This window comes from Thermogemmatispora argillosa, assembly GCF_059696725.1.
Genome location: NZ_AP019377.1, coordinates 849362 through 865504, shown reverse-complemented (window position 1 = coordinate 865504; position 16143 = coordinate 849362). Strand labels below are relative to the sequence as shown.

Sequence of the window (16143 nt, the reverse complement as noted above, 5' to 3'; positions counted from 1 at the left end):
CCCTCCCACGTGAGCGCCAGACGCTCACTGATGTGCATGCCTCTTTTGTTACCCGTTGCTGACTCTGCACACTCTATACTCTCTACATGTCTGGAGGCGAGGAACGGAGGCAGCCCGCCTGAGCCTCTAGCTATCTGTCTGTCTATTCTATCTATCTGGCTGGCTGGCTCAGTGGCTACCATCCGTTCGTCTACCGTTGCTGCTGGCTGGATCGCTGGCGGAAGACTCCGCCTCTGGCCCTTTCACCTCACGGCGCAGCCTGGCGATATCTGGCCGTGGGGCATTGCGCATACGGTAGCCGGTCAGCTTATGGATGCGTCGCAGCTCGGCAATGAGCACGTCGGTATTGATGCGGAAAGCTTTCTCCGGCGGCGGTCCGAGACTATCGACGGCGGCGTCATCGCCCAGCAGCAGATTAATGCTGGTGGCAACGCAGGCCGCATTCGCCTGCAGATCGTAGCCACCCTCCTGGATCATGATCAGCCGGCCATTGCAGAGATATTTCGCCAGCTCGATAATGATCATGATCAACTGAGCGAAGCCGGCGGTTGACAGATACATGTTGGCCAGCGGATCTTTCCAGTGAGCATCAAAGCCCGCTGACACCAAGATGAGCTGCGGCTGAAAGCGGTCCGCGGCGGGGGCCATGACCTGTCGAAAGACCGGCTCATAGGTCTCGAAGCCGGTAGTGGCGGGTAACGGCACGTTGATGGTTGTACCCAGGCCCTCCCCTTCGCCAAGCTCATCGGAACGCCCCGTACCGGGATAGAACGGAGCCTGATGGGTAGAAAAGTAGAGAACACGCGGATCTCGATAGAAAATGTTCTGAGTTCCGTTTCCGTGATGAACATCGAAATCGATGATCATCACTCGTTCGAGACCGTAGCGCTCGATGGCATAGCGAGCGGCGATCGCGACATTGTTAAACAGGCAGAAGCCGAGGGCCTCATCGTACTCAGCGTGATGGCCGGGCGGACGGACCAGGCAATAGGCGTTATCGATCTCACCCTTGAACAGGGCATCGATCGCCGTCAAGCCGGCGCCAGCAGCCTTAGCCGCCGCCTCATAGGAGCGACCAGAGACAAAGGTTTCGGGAGCAAAGAAGTGCGAGACCCGCCCACCGGCGGCAGCCTCGCGGGCGGCGCGCTCTGCGGCGGCGCGCACCGAACGGATATAGAGGCGGTCATGGGCCAGGGCCAGCTCATCTTCGCTGGCCTCACGAGGCGAGAGCAATACCAGCCCTTCGCGCTGGAGCCAGCCCAGGGCCTCCAATAGGGCCATTGCCCGCTGCAAGCGCTCGGGACGTTCTGGATGCCGGCGCGGGGTAATATGCTCCAAAAAGATCGGATCGTAGACGAGTGCGGTTGTCATCTCTCCTCTTCGCCAGGCGGGAATAAGCCCCGGCTCCCCCTGCCTGAGCTGCTAGGGGGCAGGCCGGAGCCACTCCTCGCATTCGTACGCTTCTCACTGGTTTAGGCAGTCAGGCCAGGACTGGGGCCGCGCCCCCTGTTCCACTCCACCCCGCTCCACTGGGCTGTGGGCGGGAGAGGAAGGGAAAGGGAGGCAGCGCTGCGACCTGCCTTGCTTGCTTGATCTTAGAGGCGGCCCAGTCCTCTCGGGGCCAGGGAACGGCCAGGCTGCCCCGTGAAGCAGGCTAGGCCTTTTTTGCCAGAGCGGCCTTGACCAGCTCGGGGATGTCAAAGATGGTCTCCGCGACGGGCACCCCGGCGGCCTGCAGGGCGGCCACCTTGCCCTGAGCCGTGCCCGTATTACCCGAAATGATCGCGCCCGCATGACCCATACGTTTACCCGGTGGGGCGGTGCGACCCGAGATAAAGGCCACCACAGGTTTCCTCATGGTCTTAATAAACTCGGCGGCATCCTCCTCATCACTGCCCCCGATCTCGCCACAGAGCACCACCGCCTCCGTCTGCGGGTCCTGCTCGAACAGCTTCAAGTGATCGACAAAGGTGGAGCCGATGACCGGGTCGCCACCGATGCCGATGCAGGTAGACTGGCCGATGCCTGCTTCCGTAAGCAAAGCCACGATCTCGTAGGTCAGAGTGCCGGAGCGCGAAATGAAGCCGACGGGGCCGGGGGTAAAGATCTGGTAGGGCATGATGCCGATTTTTCCCTGGCCGGGGGTGCACAAACCAGGACAATTCGGACCGATGAGCGTCGCCCCGTGCTCGCGCACCACCAGCATAGCCCGGGCCGTATCGAGCACCGGGATAAACTCCGTAATGCAGACGATCAGCTTGATACCGGCGCTGGCGGCCTCCATGATGGCGTCGGCGGCTCCGGCGGGCGGGACAAAGATACAGCTCGCGTTGGCATCGGTGGCTGCCTTCGCCTCAGCCACCGTATCGAAGACCGGCAAGCCGCAGGCGCTCTGGCCACCTTTGCCGGGCGTCACACCGGCCACCACCTTGGTCCCAGCCTCCAGCATACGGCTCGTGTGATAGCTTCCCTCGCGCCCGGTGATACCCTGGACAATCACCCGGGTATGTTCATCGAGTAGAATGCTCATGCCTGCTGTTCCTTCTCCTTTGCCTGGATGGCGGCGACGATCTTCTGCGCCGCGTCGCGCATATCCTTGCCCCAATCAAGGCCGGCATCCTTCAGCATAGCGCGGCCCTCTTCTGCGCCCGTGCCCGACAGACGTACCACAATCGGCAGCCCGGCGGGTAGCTGTTGTTGAGCCATAATGACGCCCCTGGCCACCTCTTCGCCGCGGGTGATCCCGCCGAAGATATTGACCAGGATGCCCTTGACATCGGGATCGCGTGCGACGAAAGTGAGGGCCTTGGCCATCACCTCGGCGCGGGCCCCGCCGCCGATGTCGAGGAAATTGGCCGGCTTGCCGCCACAGGCGGCCACCATGTCCAGCGTGGTCATGACCAGACCCGCCCCGTTGCCAATGATGCCGACGTTCCCATTGAGCTTGACGTAGGTCAGACCCTCCTTGTGGGCCTCGAATTCCAGGGGATTGGCCTCCTCCGGCTCCTCCCAGGCGGCGTAGTCGCGATGGCGGTAGAGGGCATTGTCGTCGAGCACAATCTTGGCATCGGCTGCCTGCACCTGACCATCGCGTGTCAACACCAGCGGGTTGATTTCTGCCAGATTGGCATCGCTCTCGATAAAGGCTTGCGCCAGCGCGGTCAAGATCGCGCCTCCGCGGGCGATGACTGCCGAGGGGAAGCCGGCCTGTGCCAGAATATTGCGCGCCTCAAAGGGGCGCAGTCCCCAGCGCAGGTCGATCGGCTGCTTGATGATCTTCTCGGGGGTAGTGGCGGCAACCTCTTCGATATCGACGCCGCCGGCAGTCGACACCATCACGACGGGGGCCTGTGTCTTGCGGTCCAGGACGATGCCAAGATAATACTCCTCCTGGATCTCCAGTTTGGAGACTACCAGCACCTTCTGGACGGTCAGACCTTTGATATTCATGCCCAGCACCCGGGCGGCAGCGGCGCGCGCCTCTGCGGGCGTATTGCCAAACTGGATGCCTCCTGCCTTGCCGCGTCCGCCGACATAGACCTGAGCCTTGATGACCACCGGTCCGCCAAGCTCGCGGGCAATTGCTTCCGCTTCTTCTGGCGTATAGGCTACGCGCCCCGGCTGGATGGGGATACCGTAGCGTGCCAGGATCTCTTTGGCTTGATACTCGTGGATCTTCAAATACGTACTCCTTTGTCTGTCTGTCCTTTGCGTCGTGCGCGCGGTGCCTCTCTGCCCTCTCTCCCTTCTGGCGGCTGCCCGAGGAGAAGCCCTATGCCTGCGCTGCTGCCGCAGCGGCTGGCTACCGCTACCGACCTGGGGGCGCAAGCGCGGAGATCATATCGTGCGGCCTGAAGCGCGCCGCCAGAGCAAAGCAGAGCGGAGCAAATGGCCTGGCACCGCGCTGAAAGTAGCGTGACGTGACAGAAGGCCAGCCTCTCTTGTGCGCGGTGCGCTCAGCTCACACTCCTCACTGCAGGCTAGCTGGTTGGCTGGCAGAGCAGGAAGGAGGAGAGCAACTCCAATGCTATCACCGCCCGAAAAAGCTGTCAACGCCGAGGAAAGCTGCTACAATGCCAGTGTTTCAGCACTTCCCTATAGTTAGGAGTAATCTGAAAGAGGCTCCTGGGCTAAAAACAGGCAGCGGGAACGTTCTCTGAATGGAGCACAAGAGGGGGCAAAATCGTTGTATGTCTGATCTACATTCTCTGGCTTCTCCATCACCGACTGATCGCCCTGGTCCGCGGCTGGCGCCGGCGGTCCCGGCGCGCGGCGCAGGCCGCAGCAGCCGCTGGCGACCGGACGAAGAAAAACCATCGTGGCAGCGGCTCTGGCTGGCACTGATCTTGATTGTAGCTCTGCTTGCCTTGGGGGGAGCCGGCCTCTTTGTCTGGGGCTGGCTACGCAGCCTTGAACCTTCCCCGAATGCTTCGCTGCCAACCCCGGCCGTCGCCACCCTGCGCGTCGCGCGGGCGGCGCCCTACGCCGGCCTGACCTTCCAGGTAACTGACGCCCAATATGCCACAGCCTTCAGCGACGATCCGATCCGTCCTGGGCCGGCTCAGGTGCGCCTTCACCTGCATGTGATCAATACCAGCAATACCCAGGTCTCGGTGATCTATTACGAGGCGGCGCGCCTGCTGGTTCCTGGACAGAAGCCGATCGCGCCGAGCAATGTCAATCTGGCCGTCGCTCTGGGACCCGGCAAGAGCGCCGATGGCTGGCTGGACTTCCCGGTTCCCCAAGGAACCAGGCTGGAGACGCTCAAGCTTCAGCTCGGTTCAACCACGCTCAATGAGTCGTTGGTGGTTATTCCTTTCAGCGGCCCCTTTAATCCGGCTAGCTATAGTGGCAAAATCTATCCCCAGAACCTTACGATCTTCTACACCTATAACGCGCAGCCGGGCCTCTATCTGACCTATCACCTGGTCAGCGTGGAGCGTCAGTTTGCCTATAGCGGCTGGGGGCAGGTCAAAGCGGGCCAGCAGTACTACATTTTCAATTTCCGGGTTGATAATCCCAACGGCGTAGCCGTCAATCCCGGGCCTGGCTTTGACTATCTGCGCCTGGTACTCGATGGGAACGTGCGTGCTCCCCTCGATAGTACCCTGCCGACTGGCTTCAAGCCAGGCGCCCATCAGGTGGGGGGGCGGGTGATGTTCAGCGCCCCGGCGGGCCTTCATAGCCTCACGCTGCGCTTTCTCTACCAGTACGGCCAGGGGGGCAATGACTACAGCGTCCAGCTCTGACGAACGCTCGTCAGCTCGCGGGCAACGCGGCCCGCTCCCGCTACAGTCTGCTACCCGGGGAGCAAGCCGTCTCTCTCCAAATGAGGACGGCTTGCCCGCCTTCTCACTCAAGCTCACGCAATCTGACGGGGAAACGACTGTCCAGGCTAGCCGACCAGCCGAACCAGCCCGCCAGCGGGACTGGCCTGAATCCGCCGGTGCCAGGCCAGTCCTGTTCTGGGGCCAGTGGTCTTATGTGAGCGTGAGTGAGCGTCGCCCGTCAGGAGCGGATAAAGGCTAGCAGCTCATCGCGCTTGGCCTCCATCAGCTCGCGCGTGTTGGCCTCCACATTCAAGCGCAGGAGCGGCTCCGTATTCGAAGGGCGCACGTTGAACCACCAGTCGCCAAAATCGAGCGTGATGCCATCGAGGCGGTCAACTGAGCGCGCCTGCGGCCCATAGCGCTCGACCAGGGCCTCTAGCTTCCCCTGCACATCGCTGACGCGGCTATTAATCTCGCCGCTGCGCACGCGCGTATTGAGCGGCCTGATCAGCTCCGAGAGCGGCTTATTCTCGATCGAGACCAGTTCGAGGAGGAGCAGGAAGGCGATCAGGCCCGAATCGGCATACCAGTTGTCGCGGAAGTAGAAATGGCCCGAGTGCTCGCCGCCGAAAATAGCGTTCAGCTCGCGCATCTGGGCCTTGATGTAAGAGTGGCCCACGCGGGTGCGCACGGCCTTGCCGCCCAGGCGCTCGATCAGCTCAGGCACACTGCGCGAAACAATCAGGTTATAAAGGATCGTGGCCCCGGGGTGCTTACGCAGCAGGCTCTGCGCCACGAGCGCGGTGACCATTGAGCCATCGATCACATTGCCCTGCTCATCGACTGGAAACATGCGGTCGGCATCGCCATCGAAGGCGGCACCCAGATCGGCCCCTACCTCGCGGACCTTGCGCTGCACGTCGACCATGTTCTCCGGCTCGATGGGGCTGGCCGGATGGTTGGGAAAATGCCCATCCAGTTCAAAGTAGAGCGGGACCAGCTCGCAAGGCAAGTGCTGGAAGACGCGCGGCATGATCAGGCCAGCCATCCCGTTGCCGGCGTCAATGACCACCTTGAGCGGCCTGACCTTGCTCACGTCGATAAAGGACAAGGCATGTGCCACATAGTCATCGGTCACATCGCGCTGGATAACCTGGCCCTTGCGCTCCGGCTCAGGGAACTGGCCACGTAAGGCTAGATCGCGGATCTCGGCCAGGCCACTATCCAGGCTGATTGGCGCCGCCTGGGCCCGGCAGAACTTCATGCCATTGTACTCGCCCGGATTGTGTGAGGCAGTGATCATGACGCCTGCCGGGTAATGAAACTTGCCCACGGCGAAGTAGAGTTCATCGGTAGTGGTCAGGCCCAGATCGACAGCATTGACGCCCTGATCGGTAATGCCGCGAATAAGAGCCGCAGCCAGCGCCGGCGAGGAGAGCCGCATATCGCGCCCGACAGCGATTTCCGGCACGCCCAGATAGAGGGCGGCGGCCCGCCCGATCGTATAGGCCGCCTCGTCGGTCAGATCGCGGCCATAGATCCCGCGCACATCATAAGCCTTAAAGATGCTCGGATCTATTGGTTTCTGAGAAGTTGGTGTTGTACTCATGAGGCAGCGCTTTCCTCTGTTTTAACGATTTCCAGCAGCACCCAGGGGGCCCCGGTGCTGCGAGGATCGAAGATCTGGCCAACCTCCGTAAAGCCAGCTTTAGCGAAAGCTCGCCTGGCCGGGTGGTTAGCCTGGGCTGTCTCAGCGTAGACGCGCACCAGACCGAGCCTCTCGAAAAGGAAGCGCACCAGCGTGCGGATGGCCTCCGGCCCATAACCCTGGCCCCAGCGGCTCTTTTCGCCAAGGCCAAGGCCGATCTCGGCCTGGCGCAGGCGATAATCCAAGTTAAAGTAAGTGATCGTGCCGATAGGCACGTGGTGTTCGTCCTCTATGATAAACCAGAACTGGCGTCCATTGCCGATGACATAATTGCGCTCGAAAAGAGGCAAGAACTCCTCCAGGGTCTCCGAATAGGGGCGATGAGGATCGTAGCGCCAGACCTCATCATCGCGTTCCCAGGCAAAGACCAGGGGGGCATCGCTCTGCCGAGGGCGGCGCAGAAAGACGCGCTCCCCATGCAGCAGCGGATAAGAGTCGTTAGGCTGTTGTCGGTCGGTCATAGCAGTCCCAGTTCCTGTGCAAAGCTGGTCCCGGCGGCCAGCGGCTCAACGCCGAACGCCTGCGCGATCGTCTGGCCAAGATCGGCAAAGGTGGCGCGCACGCCCAGATCAACGCCAGGCCGCACGGCTGGGCCGTAGGCCAGCAACGGCACCTGTTCGCGCGTATGGTCGGTCCCGCGATAGGTTGGATCGACGCCATGATCGCCGGTGAAGAAAAGGGCGTCGCCCGGCTGCAGACGCTGACGTACGACGCCGAACCAGGCATCGACCTCGCGCAGGGCCTGAGCGTAGCCCTGGCTATCGCGTCGATGGCCCCAGAGCTGGTCAAATTCGACCAGATTGACAAAGAGCAGGCCGGTAAAGTCGCGTTCCAGCCAGCGCAGCGCGGCCTCCATGCCGGCCCGATTGGTTTCCGTGTGCTCGCTGGCGGTCAAGCCGCGCCCGGCAAAGAGATCCTCGATCTTACCGAGGCCGATGACGGAGTAGCCGCGGGCCTGCAAGTGGTCGAGGAGCGTCGGCCCGGTAGGCGGCAATGAGAAGTCGCGCCGGTGCTCCGTCCGCACGAAATGGCCGGGGGGGCCCGTGAAGGGGCGAGCGATCACGCGCCCTACGGCATGCTCGCCCACTAGCAGCGAGCGCGCGACCTGACAGATGCGGTACAGCTCGTCCAGGGGAATAACGTCCTGGTGAGCGGCGACCTGAAAAACGCTATCGGCTGAGGTGTAGACGATCGGGTAACCGGTGCGCAGATGCTCCTCACCCAGCTCCTTGATGATCTCGGTGCCCGAGGCCGGCTTGTTGCCGAGCACCTTCCGCCCGATCGCCGCCTCGAAACGGGTGATCAGCTCTGGTGGGAAGCCGTGTGGATAGGTAGGGAAAGGCTGACGCAGAATCAGCCCCGTGATCTCCCAATGGCCGGTCGTGCTATCCTTGCCGGCCCCTTGCTCGCTCATGCGACCCCAGGAACCATCGGCGTCGGCTCGCGGCGGTGTACCCATGATCGGCGTAATGTTGCCGAAGCCGGCGCGGCCCAGATTGGGCAGCTCCAGACCGCCGACGGCCTGGGCGCAATGCTCCAGCGAGCTGGCGCCCTCGTCGCCGTAGGCCGCCGCATCAGGATTGGCGCCAGCCCCAACGCCGTCCAACACGACCAGAATTGCGCGTTTCAGTGACCCCATTGTCTTTCTTCTTTCACCTGACTTTTATGGGCGCCAGTCGCGCATAGCGCGCTGGAAGCTCGCCCAACAGTGGCAGCGCATAGCGCCGAAAAGCCTCTGTGATCATCGTTCCGCTTGCATCCAGATACTCGGCCGGCAGACAACGCCTCTCGTTAGCGATCGCGGCAAGCGGCGCCAGACCGGTTGTACAGCGGTAGGCTGGCCCCTCTTCCCGCTGCAACGTTACCATCTGGTCGCTGTGGCCCGCAAGAGCGGCCAGAACGCCCTGACGCCCAACCAGCACCGCCTCAGCGCGGTCGACCGGCGAGACGTAGGCGCTGGCCATGCGCTGCAAATCGCCGGGTTTATCGAAGCGTGCCCGCAGACCAAGCTGACTTCTGACTGATTCTACCAGATATTGGGCCGCGCCGCTGAGTAGGGGATGGCCGAAGGCATCCACGCCCAGAGCACCCAGACTACCCAATGGGCGCCCGCTCTCATCCCGCACCGTCTCGGCCACAATGACGACGACGTAGCCCAGGCGGCGATAGATCTCCTCAACGCGTGCCAGAAACTCTGCCTGACGAAAGGGACGCTCAGGAACCAGGATCACATGCGGCGGGTCGCTCTCTTCGTCTTTGAGCAAGGCGGAGGCGGCTGCCAGCCAGCCGGCATCACGCCCCATAGTCTCGATGATCTTCACAGGATAATGCCAGGGAATGGAGCGCGTATTGAGGCTCGAATCCTGCGTCGCCAGCGCGATGAAGCGGGCAGCGCTGCCGTAGCCGGGACAGTGATCGGTCAGCGGCAGATCGTTATCGATAGTTTTGGGTATGCTGATCGCCTGTAGCTCGTAGCCCCGCTCCTGAGCGGCGAGGGCCAGGCGATGCAGGGTATCCGCCGAATCGTTGCCGCCGATATAGAGTAAATAGCGGATCTCGTAGCGTCGCAGCAGCTCTAGTGCGCGCTCTAGGTCCTCCTCGCGCAGACGATAGCGACAGGTGCCCAGAGCTGCCGAGGGCGTCTCACACAGGCGTGGCCACACCTCCGCCGGCTGCCGGCCCAGGTCAATCAGCTCCTCCTTCAGAAAGCCCTCAATGCCGTGAAGCATGCCATAGACATTGGCCACCCGCTCGCTTGCCAGCGCGGCCTCCACGGCTCCAACCAGGCTGGCATTGATGACAGCGGTGGCCCCGCCCGACTGGCCAATGAGCAGGTTAGCGCGGGCCATCTTCTTCAAGCAAACCCCCCGAACGAGTTATTCTGCGGCCATTATAGCAAGAGGAGGACGCAAAAGATACCGCCTTCTCCTCCCCACGCCGCAAAGGCTGGCCCCGCTATCCTGGGCAATCATGCTGAGAGGGCAAGCCATCGACCCACCCCGTTCAACTCCGCTCCTTTGTTGAATGAGATGGTACAATCGTTCTGTCCGCTAGAGCCGACAGAGCGGGAGGGCCTCCCCTTAGCGCGCCTGGCCGTCTGGTTGCCAGCGGCGCGCTGGGCCGGGCTGCGCCACTCTGTTGCTGCCGATCAGAGAGCGCGCTCTCTTGTCATAGATAGAGGCATAGCAATGGAGAAGAAGCAGAAGATTATTCTTGATTGTGACCCGGGACATGATGACGCGATTGCCCTGCTGCTGGCTGCGCGTCACCCGCAACTAGAACTATTGGCCATTACCACAGTGGCTGGTAATCAGACGGTAGAGAAGACCACGCGCAATGCGCTGAGTGTCTGTACGCTGGCGCACATTCGCGATGTGCCGGTAGCCAGGGGCATGGCACGGCCGCTGGTGCGAGAAGCGCGACACGCCGCCGATATTCACGGCGAATCGGGCCTGGATGGGCCGGCGCTGCCGCCGCCCGAGCGGGAAGCGGTCCCTGAGCATGCCGTCGATGTCATCATCGATCTGGTGCGCAGCACGGATGATATCGTCCTGGTTGCTACGGGGCCACTCACCAATGTCGCCAGCGCCATCACGCGTGAGCCGACGATCCTCTCGCGTCTCAAAGGCATCTATTTGATGGGGGGCGCTATTGGGCTGGGGAACGTGACTCCTGCCGCGGAATTCAACATCTACTTCGATCCCGAAGCGGCAGCCATTGTCTTTAACAGCGGCTGCCCGATCACCATGATTCCGCTGGAGGTCACACATCAGGCGCTGGCGACACCGGCAGTCATTGAGCGCCTGCGCTCTCTGGGGCGCCCTGTCCCTGCCTTCGTTTGCCAGTTGCTTGATTTCTTCGGAACCACCTATCGGCGCATCTTTGGTTTCGCGGCTCCGCCGTTGCATGATCCCTGTGCGGTGGCGGCCCTCATTGATCCGACCCTGGTCAACATGCATGCGATGCACGTGGCCATCGAGACGCGCGGCGAGTATACCCTAGGGCGGACGGTCTGCGATGTCTATGGAGTCTTAGGACGGCGAGCCAATGCCCGCGTCGGCTACGGCCTCAATACCGCCCGTTTCTGGGAGCTGCTCATCGAGACACTGGCGAGCTATGACGAGGTGACGTCAGGCGTCGGAGGCCAATAAAAAGCCAACAAGAAGCGGTGGCCATACCTGCCTGCCTGCCTGCCTTTGCCAGCCAGGTAGCTGGCCAGGCACGCGCGCAGAGGCGACAAGGGGAGAGTAAAGCGAGGATGAACACAAAAAAACGCGGGCGGACGGTGGGTGCCAGACCAGGCCCGCCCGCGCTACCAGGGAGAGAGATCACCTGAACGCGATCGAAGCTATATCCGGCGAGAGAGGAAAGCCGCCAGGCCAGGCCTAGCCCGCCGCTGTGGTCAGGCGATCTGGCTGGCCGCTGCCCTCCTCTCTAGCGAGCCTTAAATCTGATAGTCCATCTCCCAACCCTGCGTCAGTTCCTCGTGCTTCGCCAGGGGCTCGCCGCTCTTCACCAGCAGCTCAGCGGGCTTGGCCGCAACCACCGAATTAGGCGGCACTGACTCCAGCACGAGGGCCATCGCCCCGATCTTGCTGCCGCGCCCGATGGTAATCGGCCCGAGAATAGCGGCCCCTACGCCGATGGTCACATCGTCCTCGATGGTAGGATGGCGCTTCTGCTTGCGCCCAGGGCCTGGCCGCCACCAGCCGGTGGCGCCAAGCGTCACCTGGTGGTAGAGCATAACGTTATTGCCGATCTCGGCAGTCTCGCCGATCACCACACCGGCCCCGTGGTCGATAAAGAAGCGCTTGCCGATCTTCGCGCCCGGGTGGATCTCGATGCCGCCGGTGACGAGGCGCGCGAACTGCGAGATCAGGCGAGGAATAACAGGGATATGTAGATTATAGAGGAAATGCGCGATGCGATGGAAGAAGATAGCCCAGAGCCCCTGGTAGAGCAAAGCCTCAAAAATATTGTTACAGGCAGGATCTTTCTCAAAGATCACATCGATGGCATCCGGCCAGCGCGTGCGCTTGCGCGGCGGGCTGGTGGGTGCCGGAATCAGCATACCGGGGGGAACCTCCGGCAACTGAGAGAGATCGCTGTCTCTCTCCCTGGCCTGGTCGCTCTTGATCTCCTCTGACGTATGGTGAACCATGTAGCCACGTGCCCTTTCTGCAACAAAGAACCGGCCTGTTTGCTCTACTAGTGCCTTTGTTTGGAGTGTATGGCACGACCGGGCCGATGTCAAGTCTTCGCCTGCTGCCAGTGGCATCCTCGTCCAGAACGACCAGCGGCAGCCAGTCCTCTTCTCTGGTGGCCCGGCTCCTCTTGACAAGCAAGCCGAGCAATAGGTACAATTCTACAAAACAGGCTGCTTGCTCGCGAACCATCGGGCCGGCTTCAAGCATCGTATCGGGCCAGAATGGACGGATGATAGCAACGTTGCTCAAGTATTCTGGCCGGCTGGCTGGCATCGACAGCCTCGCCTGCGCCAAAGAGGGAGGCAGCGATTATGGCTTCCGAGGCAGGCAATCCATCGCAGCCCGTGGCCGGCGCGGGCAGCACGAGCAGCACGGCGGCAGCCGTGATTGCGCGTCTGGACCGTATCCCCATCTGGGCCTTGCCCTATCTCTACATCGGCATCATTGGAGCCGGTTTCCTCTTCACCTTTTTTGACATCTTTGACATCAACGTTTCCTTCATCCAGACCTGTGTACAGATCGTAGCGGGCTGTACCCCCGAATCGGCAGCCAACTATCTGGGGCTGCCAGTGCTCCTCAACCTGGTGGGCTACGTGATCGGGACACTCATCCTCAGTCCTCTGGCGGATCGCCTTGGGCGGCGCGATATGCTGCTGGTCACGATGGTCATCACCGGCCTCGGCTCGCTCTACAATGCCCTTGTCGGCGATTATGTCAACTTTATCATTGCCCGCACCATCACCGGCATTGGTGTAGGGGCGGACCTGGCCCTTGTAAACACCTATATCAACGAGGTGGCGCCGAGTGGGGGACGGGCGCGCTATACCTCCCTTATCTTTATCATGTCCTCGCTCGGCGCCTTTTTGGGGGTCTGGCTGGGCCTGCTGCTCACCACGCAGCCAGAGGCCTTCCCCTTGGGGCTGCCCTTTGCGCTGGCTGGCCCCGGCTTCACCTTCGGTTGGCGCTTGATGTATGGGATCGGCGCCCTGCTGGCGCTGATCGGCATTCTGATGCGCTTTCAATTGCATGAGTCGCCGCGCTGGCTGATCTCCCAAGGGCGTGTCGGAGCAGCGGAAGAGGTAGTCGCCCAGATGGAGGCACAGGCGCGGGCCCGCGTTGGTGAGCTGCCTGCGCCGTCCGAGATCCCTGTTGAGGCGCAGCCGGGGCGTATCCCGTACATCGAGATCTTTGGCAATCGTCTCTATCTGTTGCGCACCATCTTCCTCTTTGTGGTCTGGTTCATCGGGTATATCACAGTCTACGCCATCGCGGCGGGGCTAACTTCGCTGCTGACAGCCCTGAAATTCCCGCCGCCGGAGGCTGGCCTGATCGTGGCGATTGGCTCGGTGGGCTTCGTGCTGGTGGCTGTCTTCGATTATGCCTTTGGCGAGCTGTTGGAGCGCAAGTACTGGCTGCCGGTGGCGGCCCTGCTCACGCTGATTGGCTGCCTGCTGATCGCCCTGGGCGGGGCCGGCAATTTCGCTGTGGCCGTGCTCGGCTCGATTGTGCTCTTTTTCGGCTTCAATCTCTGGGTGCCGATGACCTACACCTGGTCGACAGAGCACTATCCGACGCGGGCGCGCGCTACGGGGTTCGCCCTGGTCGATGGTGTTGGCCACCTGGGGGGCAGCGTTGGCCTCCTGGTCATTCCTCCCCTGATCCCAACCCTGGGGCCACTCAGCACCTTTCTGATTATCGCTGGCTGCCTGATTGTGGCAGCGGTCATTGCCCAGTTTGGGACGGCCACGCGCCTGCGTCGTCTCGACGAGGTCTCTCCTTAGTTGGCTTTAGTCTTAGCGCTCTCCTGGTCCCCGGTAGGCTCTGGCCTGCAAGCCTCGTGTGGCTGGTGCTGGCTGGTGGTTGCGGCCAGGGCCTGATTGGGGCCATTGCCCTATTGACAGCCGACAAACTCTCCGCTATACTGGCTGTGCAACAGGTAGTGAGAAAACAACACGGTGGCCGTAGCTCAATCGGTAGAGCTCTGGATTGTGGCTCCAGCGGTTGTGGGTTCGAGCCCCATCGGTCACCCCTTTTTTTATGTGTGAGTGGCTCTAGCCTGGCGCCGCCTGAGTCTTCCGGCGCCGGCTGAGCAGCCTTGTAGTGCGGCGAACGATGCTCTACGGTCTGCACCTCCCCAATTTTGGCCCCCTCGCCGATGTACGCTTGCTCTGTGAGCTGGCTCAGGAGGCGGAGGCCGCCGGTTGGGATGGCTTCTTTCTCTGGGACCAGATTGCGCGGACAACTCTGTCGCCGACTAATGATCCGCTGGCTGAGGTCTGGGTGGCCTTGACCGCCATCGCTCTGCAGACTCAGCGCCTGCGTTTTGGTCCTCTGGTGACGCCCCTGCCTCGCCGTCGTCCCTGGGAGCTGGCTCGCCAGACGGTGACCCTTGATCATCTCTCACATGGGCGCCTGGTCTTGGGTGTGGGCCTGGGTGGTGGCTATTTCGATTTTGCGGCTCTGGGCGAGCCAGCCGATCTCAAGGTGCTGGGGGCAATGCTCGATGAGGGCCTGGCTGTCCTCAGTGGGCTGTGGAGTGGTCAGCCCTTCCACTTTGAGGGGCGCTACTATCATATTCAGGAGGCGCACTTTTTGCCCCCGCCTCTCCAACAGCCGCGTATTCCCATCTGGGTGGCTGGCATGTGGCCCAATCGCGCCCCGCTGCGCCGGGCGGTCCGTTGGGATGGTTTTATCCCCATCGGGCGCGATCTGGGACTGACAGAGATGCTCTCGCCCGAGACGATGGCGGAAATCGTGGCTGCTCTGCAGCGGCTCCGTTCGCAGCCGGGACCCTTCGAGGTGGTGCATTTCGGAATCAGCTCCGGCGAAGACCCGGAGGCCGATCGGGCGCTGGTGGCGGCCTATGCCCGCGTGGGGGTGACGTGGTGGGTTGAGAATATTGTGCCGGAGCGCTGGGGGTCCTGGCAACAGTGGCCTCTGGAGGCGATGCGCCGCCGGATTCGCCAGGGGCCGCCGCGCTAGGCTCTCTCTGGCTGTCTTCCTGCCTGGTGCGCTCTCCTCGTTGAGCTTCTTTCTCCCCGCTCACTGGCTGGTGAACTCTGGGAGACCCCGCTCCTGGTCCGACGCGCCGTGCTGTGGCGCTCGGCATGATCTGCTTGACCGCCACCCGGTTGACAGGACACAGGCACATGGCTGATGCCTGGCTTTGATCCCTCCAGGTTAACTGGCTGTGACAGATTTGCGACAAAGATCCGATATGGCCTTGACAACTGGGGAGTAGATTCATCTCCCAAGAGTGTCACTAAGCGGCGTGTTCTTAGTGACTGGATTGAGAGTGTCACGCCAGGCCGACAAAGGCCATGTGTGATCTGAGCGCAAGGTGAAGAAAGGAGCGTTGTTCCCATGTGGGACAATAGGGATGGGGCAACCGGTTGGGCGGCCTGGCCTCCCTCCGGGGCTACTGATGAGATACCAGGGGAGAGCTTATCTCAGCAGGTACTGCTGATGAGAGGCATGTCAACTGCCGATGGAGTTCCGGCGGCAGGCTTGTGGCCAGAGAGTGCTCAGGCTGCAAGCGAACTATCGCCTGCTCTGCATGCTGAGGCTGTCTTAGGCCTGCTCTCGTACCTGGGCGGCTGGCTCTCCGGCCTGCTGGTCCTCCTCTTCGGTGGCAAGAGTCGCCTGGTGCGTTTCCATGCCCTACAGTCCTTGTTCTTTTTTGGGCTGCTAATGATCATCGATATCTTCATGCTGATGATACCTGTCTATGCAAGCCGTTTCTCCTCCTGGTGGGGCTTACACGACTACGACCTGGAGGTCTTGGCGGCCTTGTCCTGGCTGCTACTGCTTGGCACGCTGCAAGTGGTGACCATCACGGGCTGGCTCATCGGCATGATTCAGGCGGCCCGCCGGCGTGTCTATCTCATGCCCCTGGTAGGGCGCCTGGCACTGCTCTTGGCCGGTGGACAGACATATAGCGCACGCTTAAAGTAATCGC

13 protein-coding genes and 1 tRNA gene are annotated in these 16143 nt (G+C 61.9%); 6 read left to right on the top strand and 8 right to left on the bottom strand.

The annotated features are described in order from the left end of the window. Positions 1-168 precede the first annotated feature (168 nt). The 3 genes from AC6H1L_RS03450 to sucC form a co-directional block, all read right to left on the bottom strand. Positions 169-1371 (bottom strand): histone deacetylase family protein, encoded by a 1203-nt coding sequence (locus AC6H1L_RS03450; RefSeq protein WP_497600156.1) that lies wholly within the window; start codon positions 1369-1371, stop codon positions 169-171. A gap of 283 nt (positions 1372-1654) precedes the next feature. Next, entirely contained in the window at positions 1655-2530 is an 876-nt protein-coding gene (sucD, locus tag AC6H1L_RS03445) for a succinate--CoA ligase subunit alpha (protein WP_497600155.1), read from the bottom strand. Further along, entirely contained in the window at positions 2527-3681 is a 1155-nt protein-coding gene (gene sucC, locus AC6H1L_RS03440; RefSeq protein ID WP_497600154.1) for an ADP-forming succinate--CoA ligase subunit beta, read from the bottom strand. The genes sucD and sucC overlap by 4 nt, the downstream gene beginning before the upstream one ends. A gap of 509 nt (positions 3682-4190) precedes the next feature. On the opposite strand from sucC, the gene AC6H1L_RS03435 reads away from it, so the two are divergent. Continuing rightward, positions 4191-5249 carry a hypothetical protein gene (locus tag AC6H1L_RS03435; protein WP_497600153.1) on the top strand — a complete coding sequence of 353 codons (1059 nt, stop codon included), beginning with the start codon at positions 4191-4193 and terminating at the stop codon, positions 5247-5249. Between the two features lie 259 nt (positions 5250-5508). Here AC6H1L_RS03435 and AC6H1L_RS03430 read toward each other — a convergent pair whose 3' ends face one another. The 4 genes from AC6H1L_RS03430 to AC6H1L_RS03415 are packed head-to-tail and all read right to left on the bottom strand — an operon-like array spanning position 5509 to position 9827. Beyond that, on the bottom strand, positions 5509-6879 hold the full coding sequence (locus tag AC6H1L_RS03430) for a phosphohexomutase domain-containing protein (RefSeq protein ID WP_497600152.1): 1371 nt from the start codon (positions 6877-6879) through the stop codon (positions 5509-5511). Then, on the bottom strand, positions 6876-7439 hold the full coding sequence (locus AC6H1L_RS03425; protein WP_497600151.1) for a GNAT family N-acetyltransferase: 564 nt from the start codon (positions 7437-7439) through the stop codon (positions 6876-6878). Before AC6H1L_RS03425 ends, AC6H1L_RS03430 begins: the two co-directional genes overlap by 4 nt. Continuing rightward, entirely contained in the window at positions 7436-8617 is a 1182-nt protein-coding gene (locus tag AC6H1L_RS03420) for a phosphopentomutase (protein ID WP_497600150.1), read from the bottom strand. The genes AC6H1L_RS03425 and AC6H1L_RS03420 overlap by 4 nt, the downstream gene beginning before the upstream one ends. A gap of 13 nt (positions 8618-8630) precedes the next feature. Beyond that, on the bottom strand, positions 8631-9827 hold the full coding sequence (locus tag AC6H1L_RS03415; RefSeq protein WP_497601498.1) for a 6-phosphofructokinase: 1197 nt from the start codon (positions 9825-9827) through the stop codon (positions 8631-8633). Between the two features lie 180 nt (positions 9828-10007). On the opposite strand from AC6H1L_RS03415, the gene AC6H1L_RS03410 reads away from it, so the two are divergent. Continuing rightward, the gene (locus AC6H1L_RS03410) at positions 10008-11129 is read left to right on the top strand and encodes a nucleoside hydrolase (protein WP_497600149.1); all 1122 of its coding nucleotides are present in this window, start codon (positions 10008-10010) and stop codon (positions 11127-11129) included. A gap of 293 nt (positions 11130-11422) precedes the next feature. On the opposite strand, the gene epsC is transcribed toward AC6H1L_RS03410, so the two are convergent. Further along, on the bottom strand, positions 11423-12139 hold the full coding sequence (gene epsC / locus AC6H1L_RS03405) for a serine O-acetyltransferase EpsC (RefSeq protein ID WP_497600148.1): 717 nt from the start codon (positions 12137-12139) through the stop codon (positions 11423-11425). 357 nt (positions 12140-12496) lie between these two features. Here epsC and AC6H1L_RS03400 point away from each other — a divergent pair, with 357 nt between their 5' ends. From AC6H1L_RS03400 to AC6H1L_RS03385, 4 genes are all read left to right on the top strand, one after another. After that, positions 12497-13966 carry an MFS transporter gene (locus tag AC6H1L_RS03400; RefSeq protein WP_497600147.1) on the top strand — a complete coding sequence of 490 codons (1470 nt, stop codon included), beginning with the start codon at positions 12497-12499 and terminating at the stop codon, positions 13964-13966. A 174-nt stretch (positions 13967-14140) separates the two neighbouring features. Continuing rightward, positions 14141-14213: transfer RNA gene (locus AC6H1L_RS03395), tRNA-His, on the top strand. Between the two features lie 72 nt (positions 14214-14285). Beyond that, positions 14286-15167, top strand: coding sequence for an LLM class flavin-dependent oxidoreductase (locus tag AC6H1L_RS03390; RefSeq protein ID WP_497600146.1), 882 nt, complete (start codon positions 14286-14288; stop codon positions 15165-15167). Between the two features lie 381 nt (positions 15168-15548). Further along, on the top strand, positions 15549-16139 hold the full coding sequence (locus AC6H1L_RS03385) for a DUF4870 domain-containing protein (protein WP_497600145.1): 591 nt from the start codon (positions 15549-15551) through the stop codon (positions 16137-16139). The last annotated feature ends 4 nt before the right edge of the window (positions 16140-16143 follow it).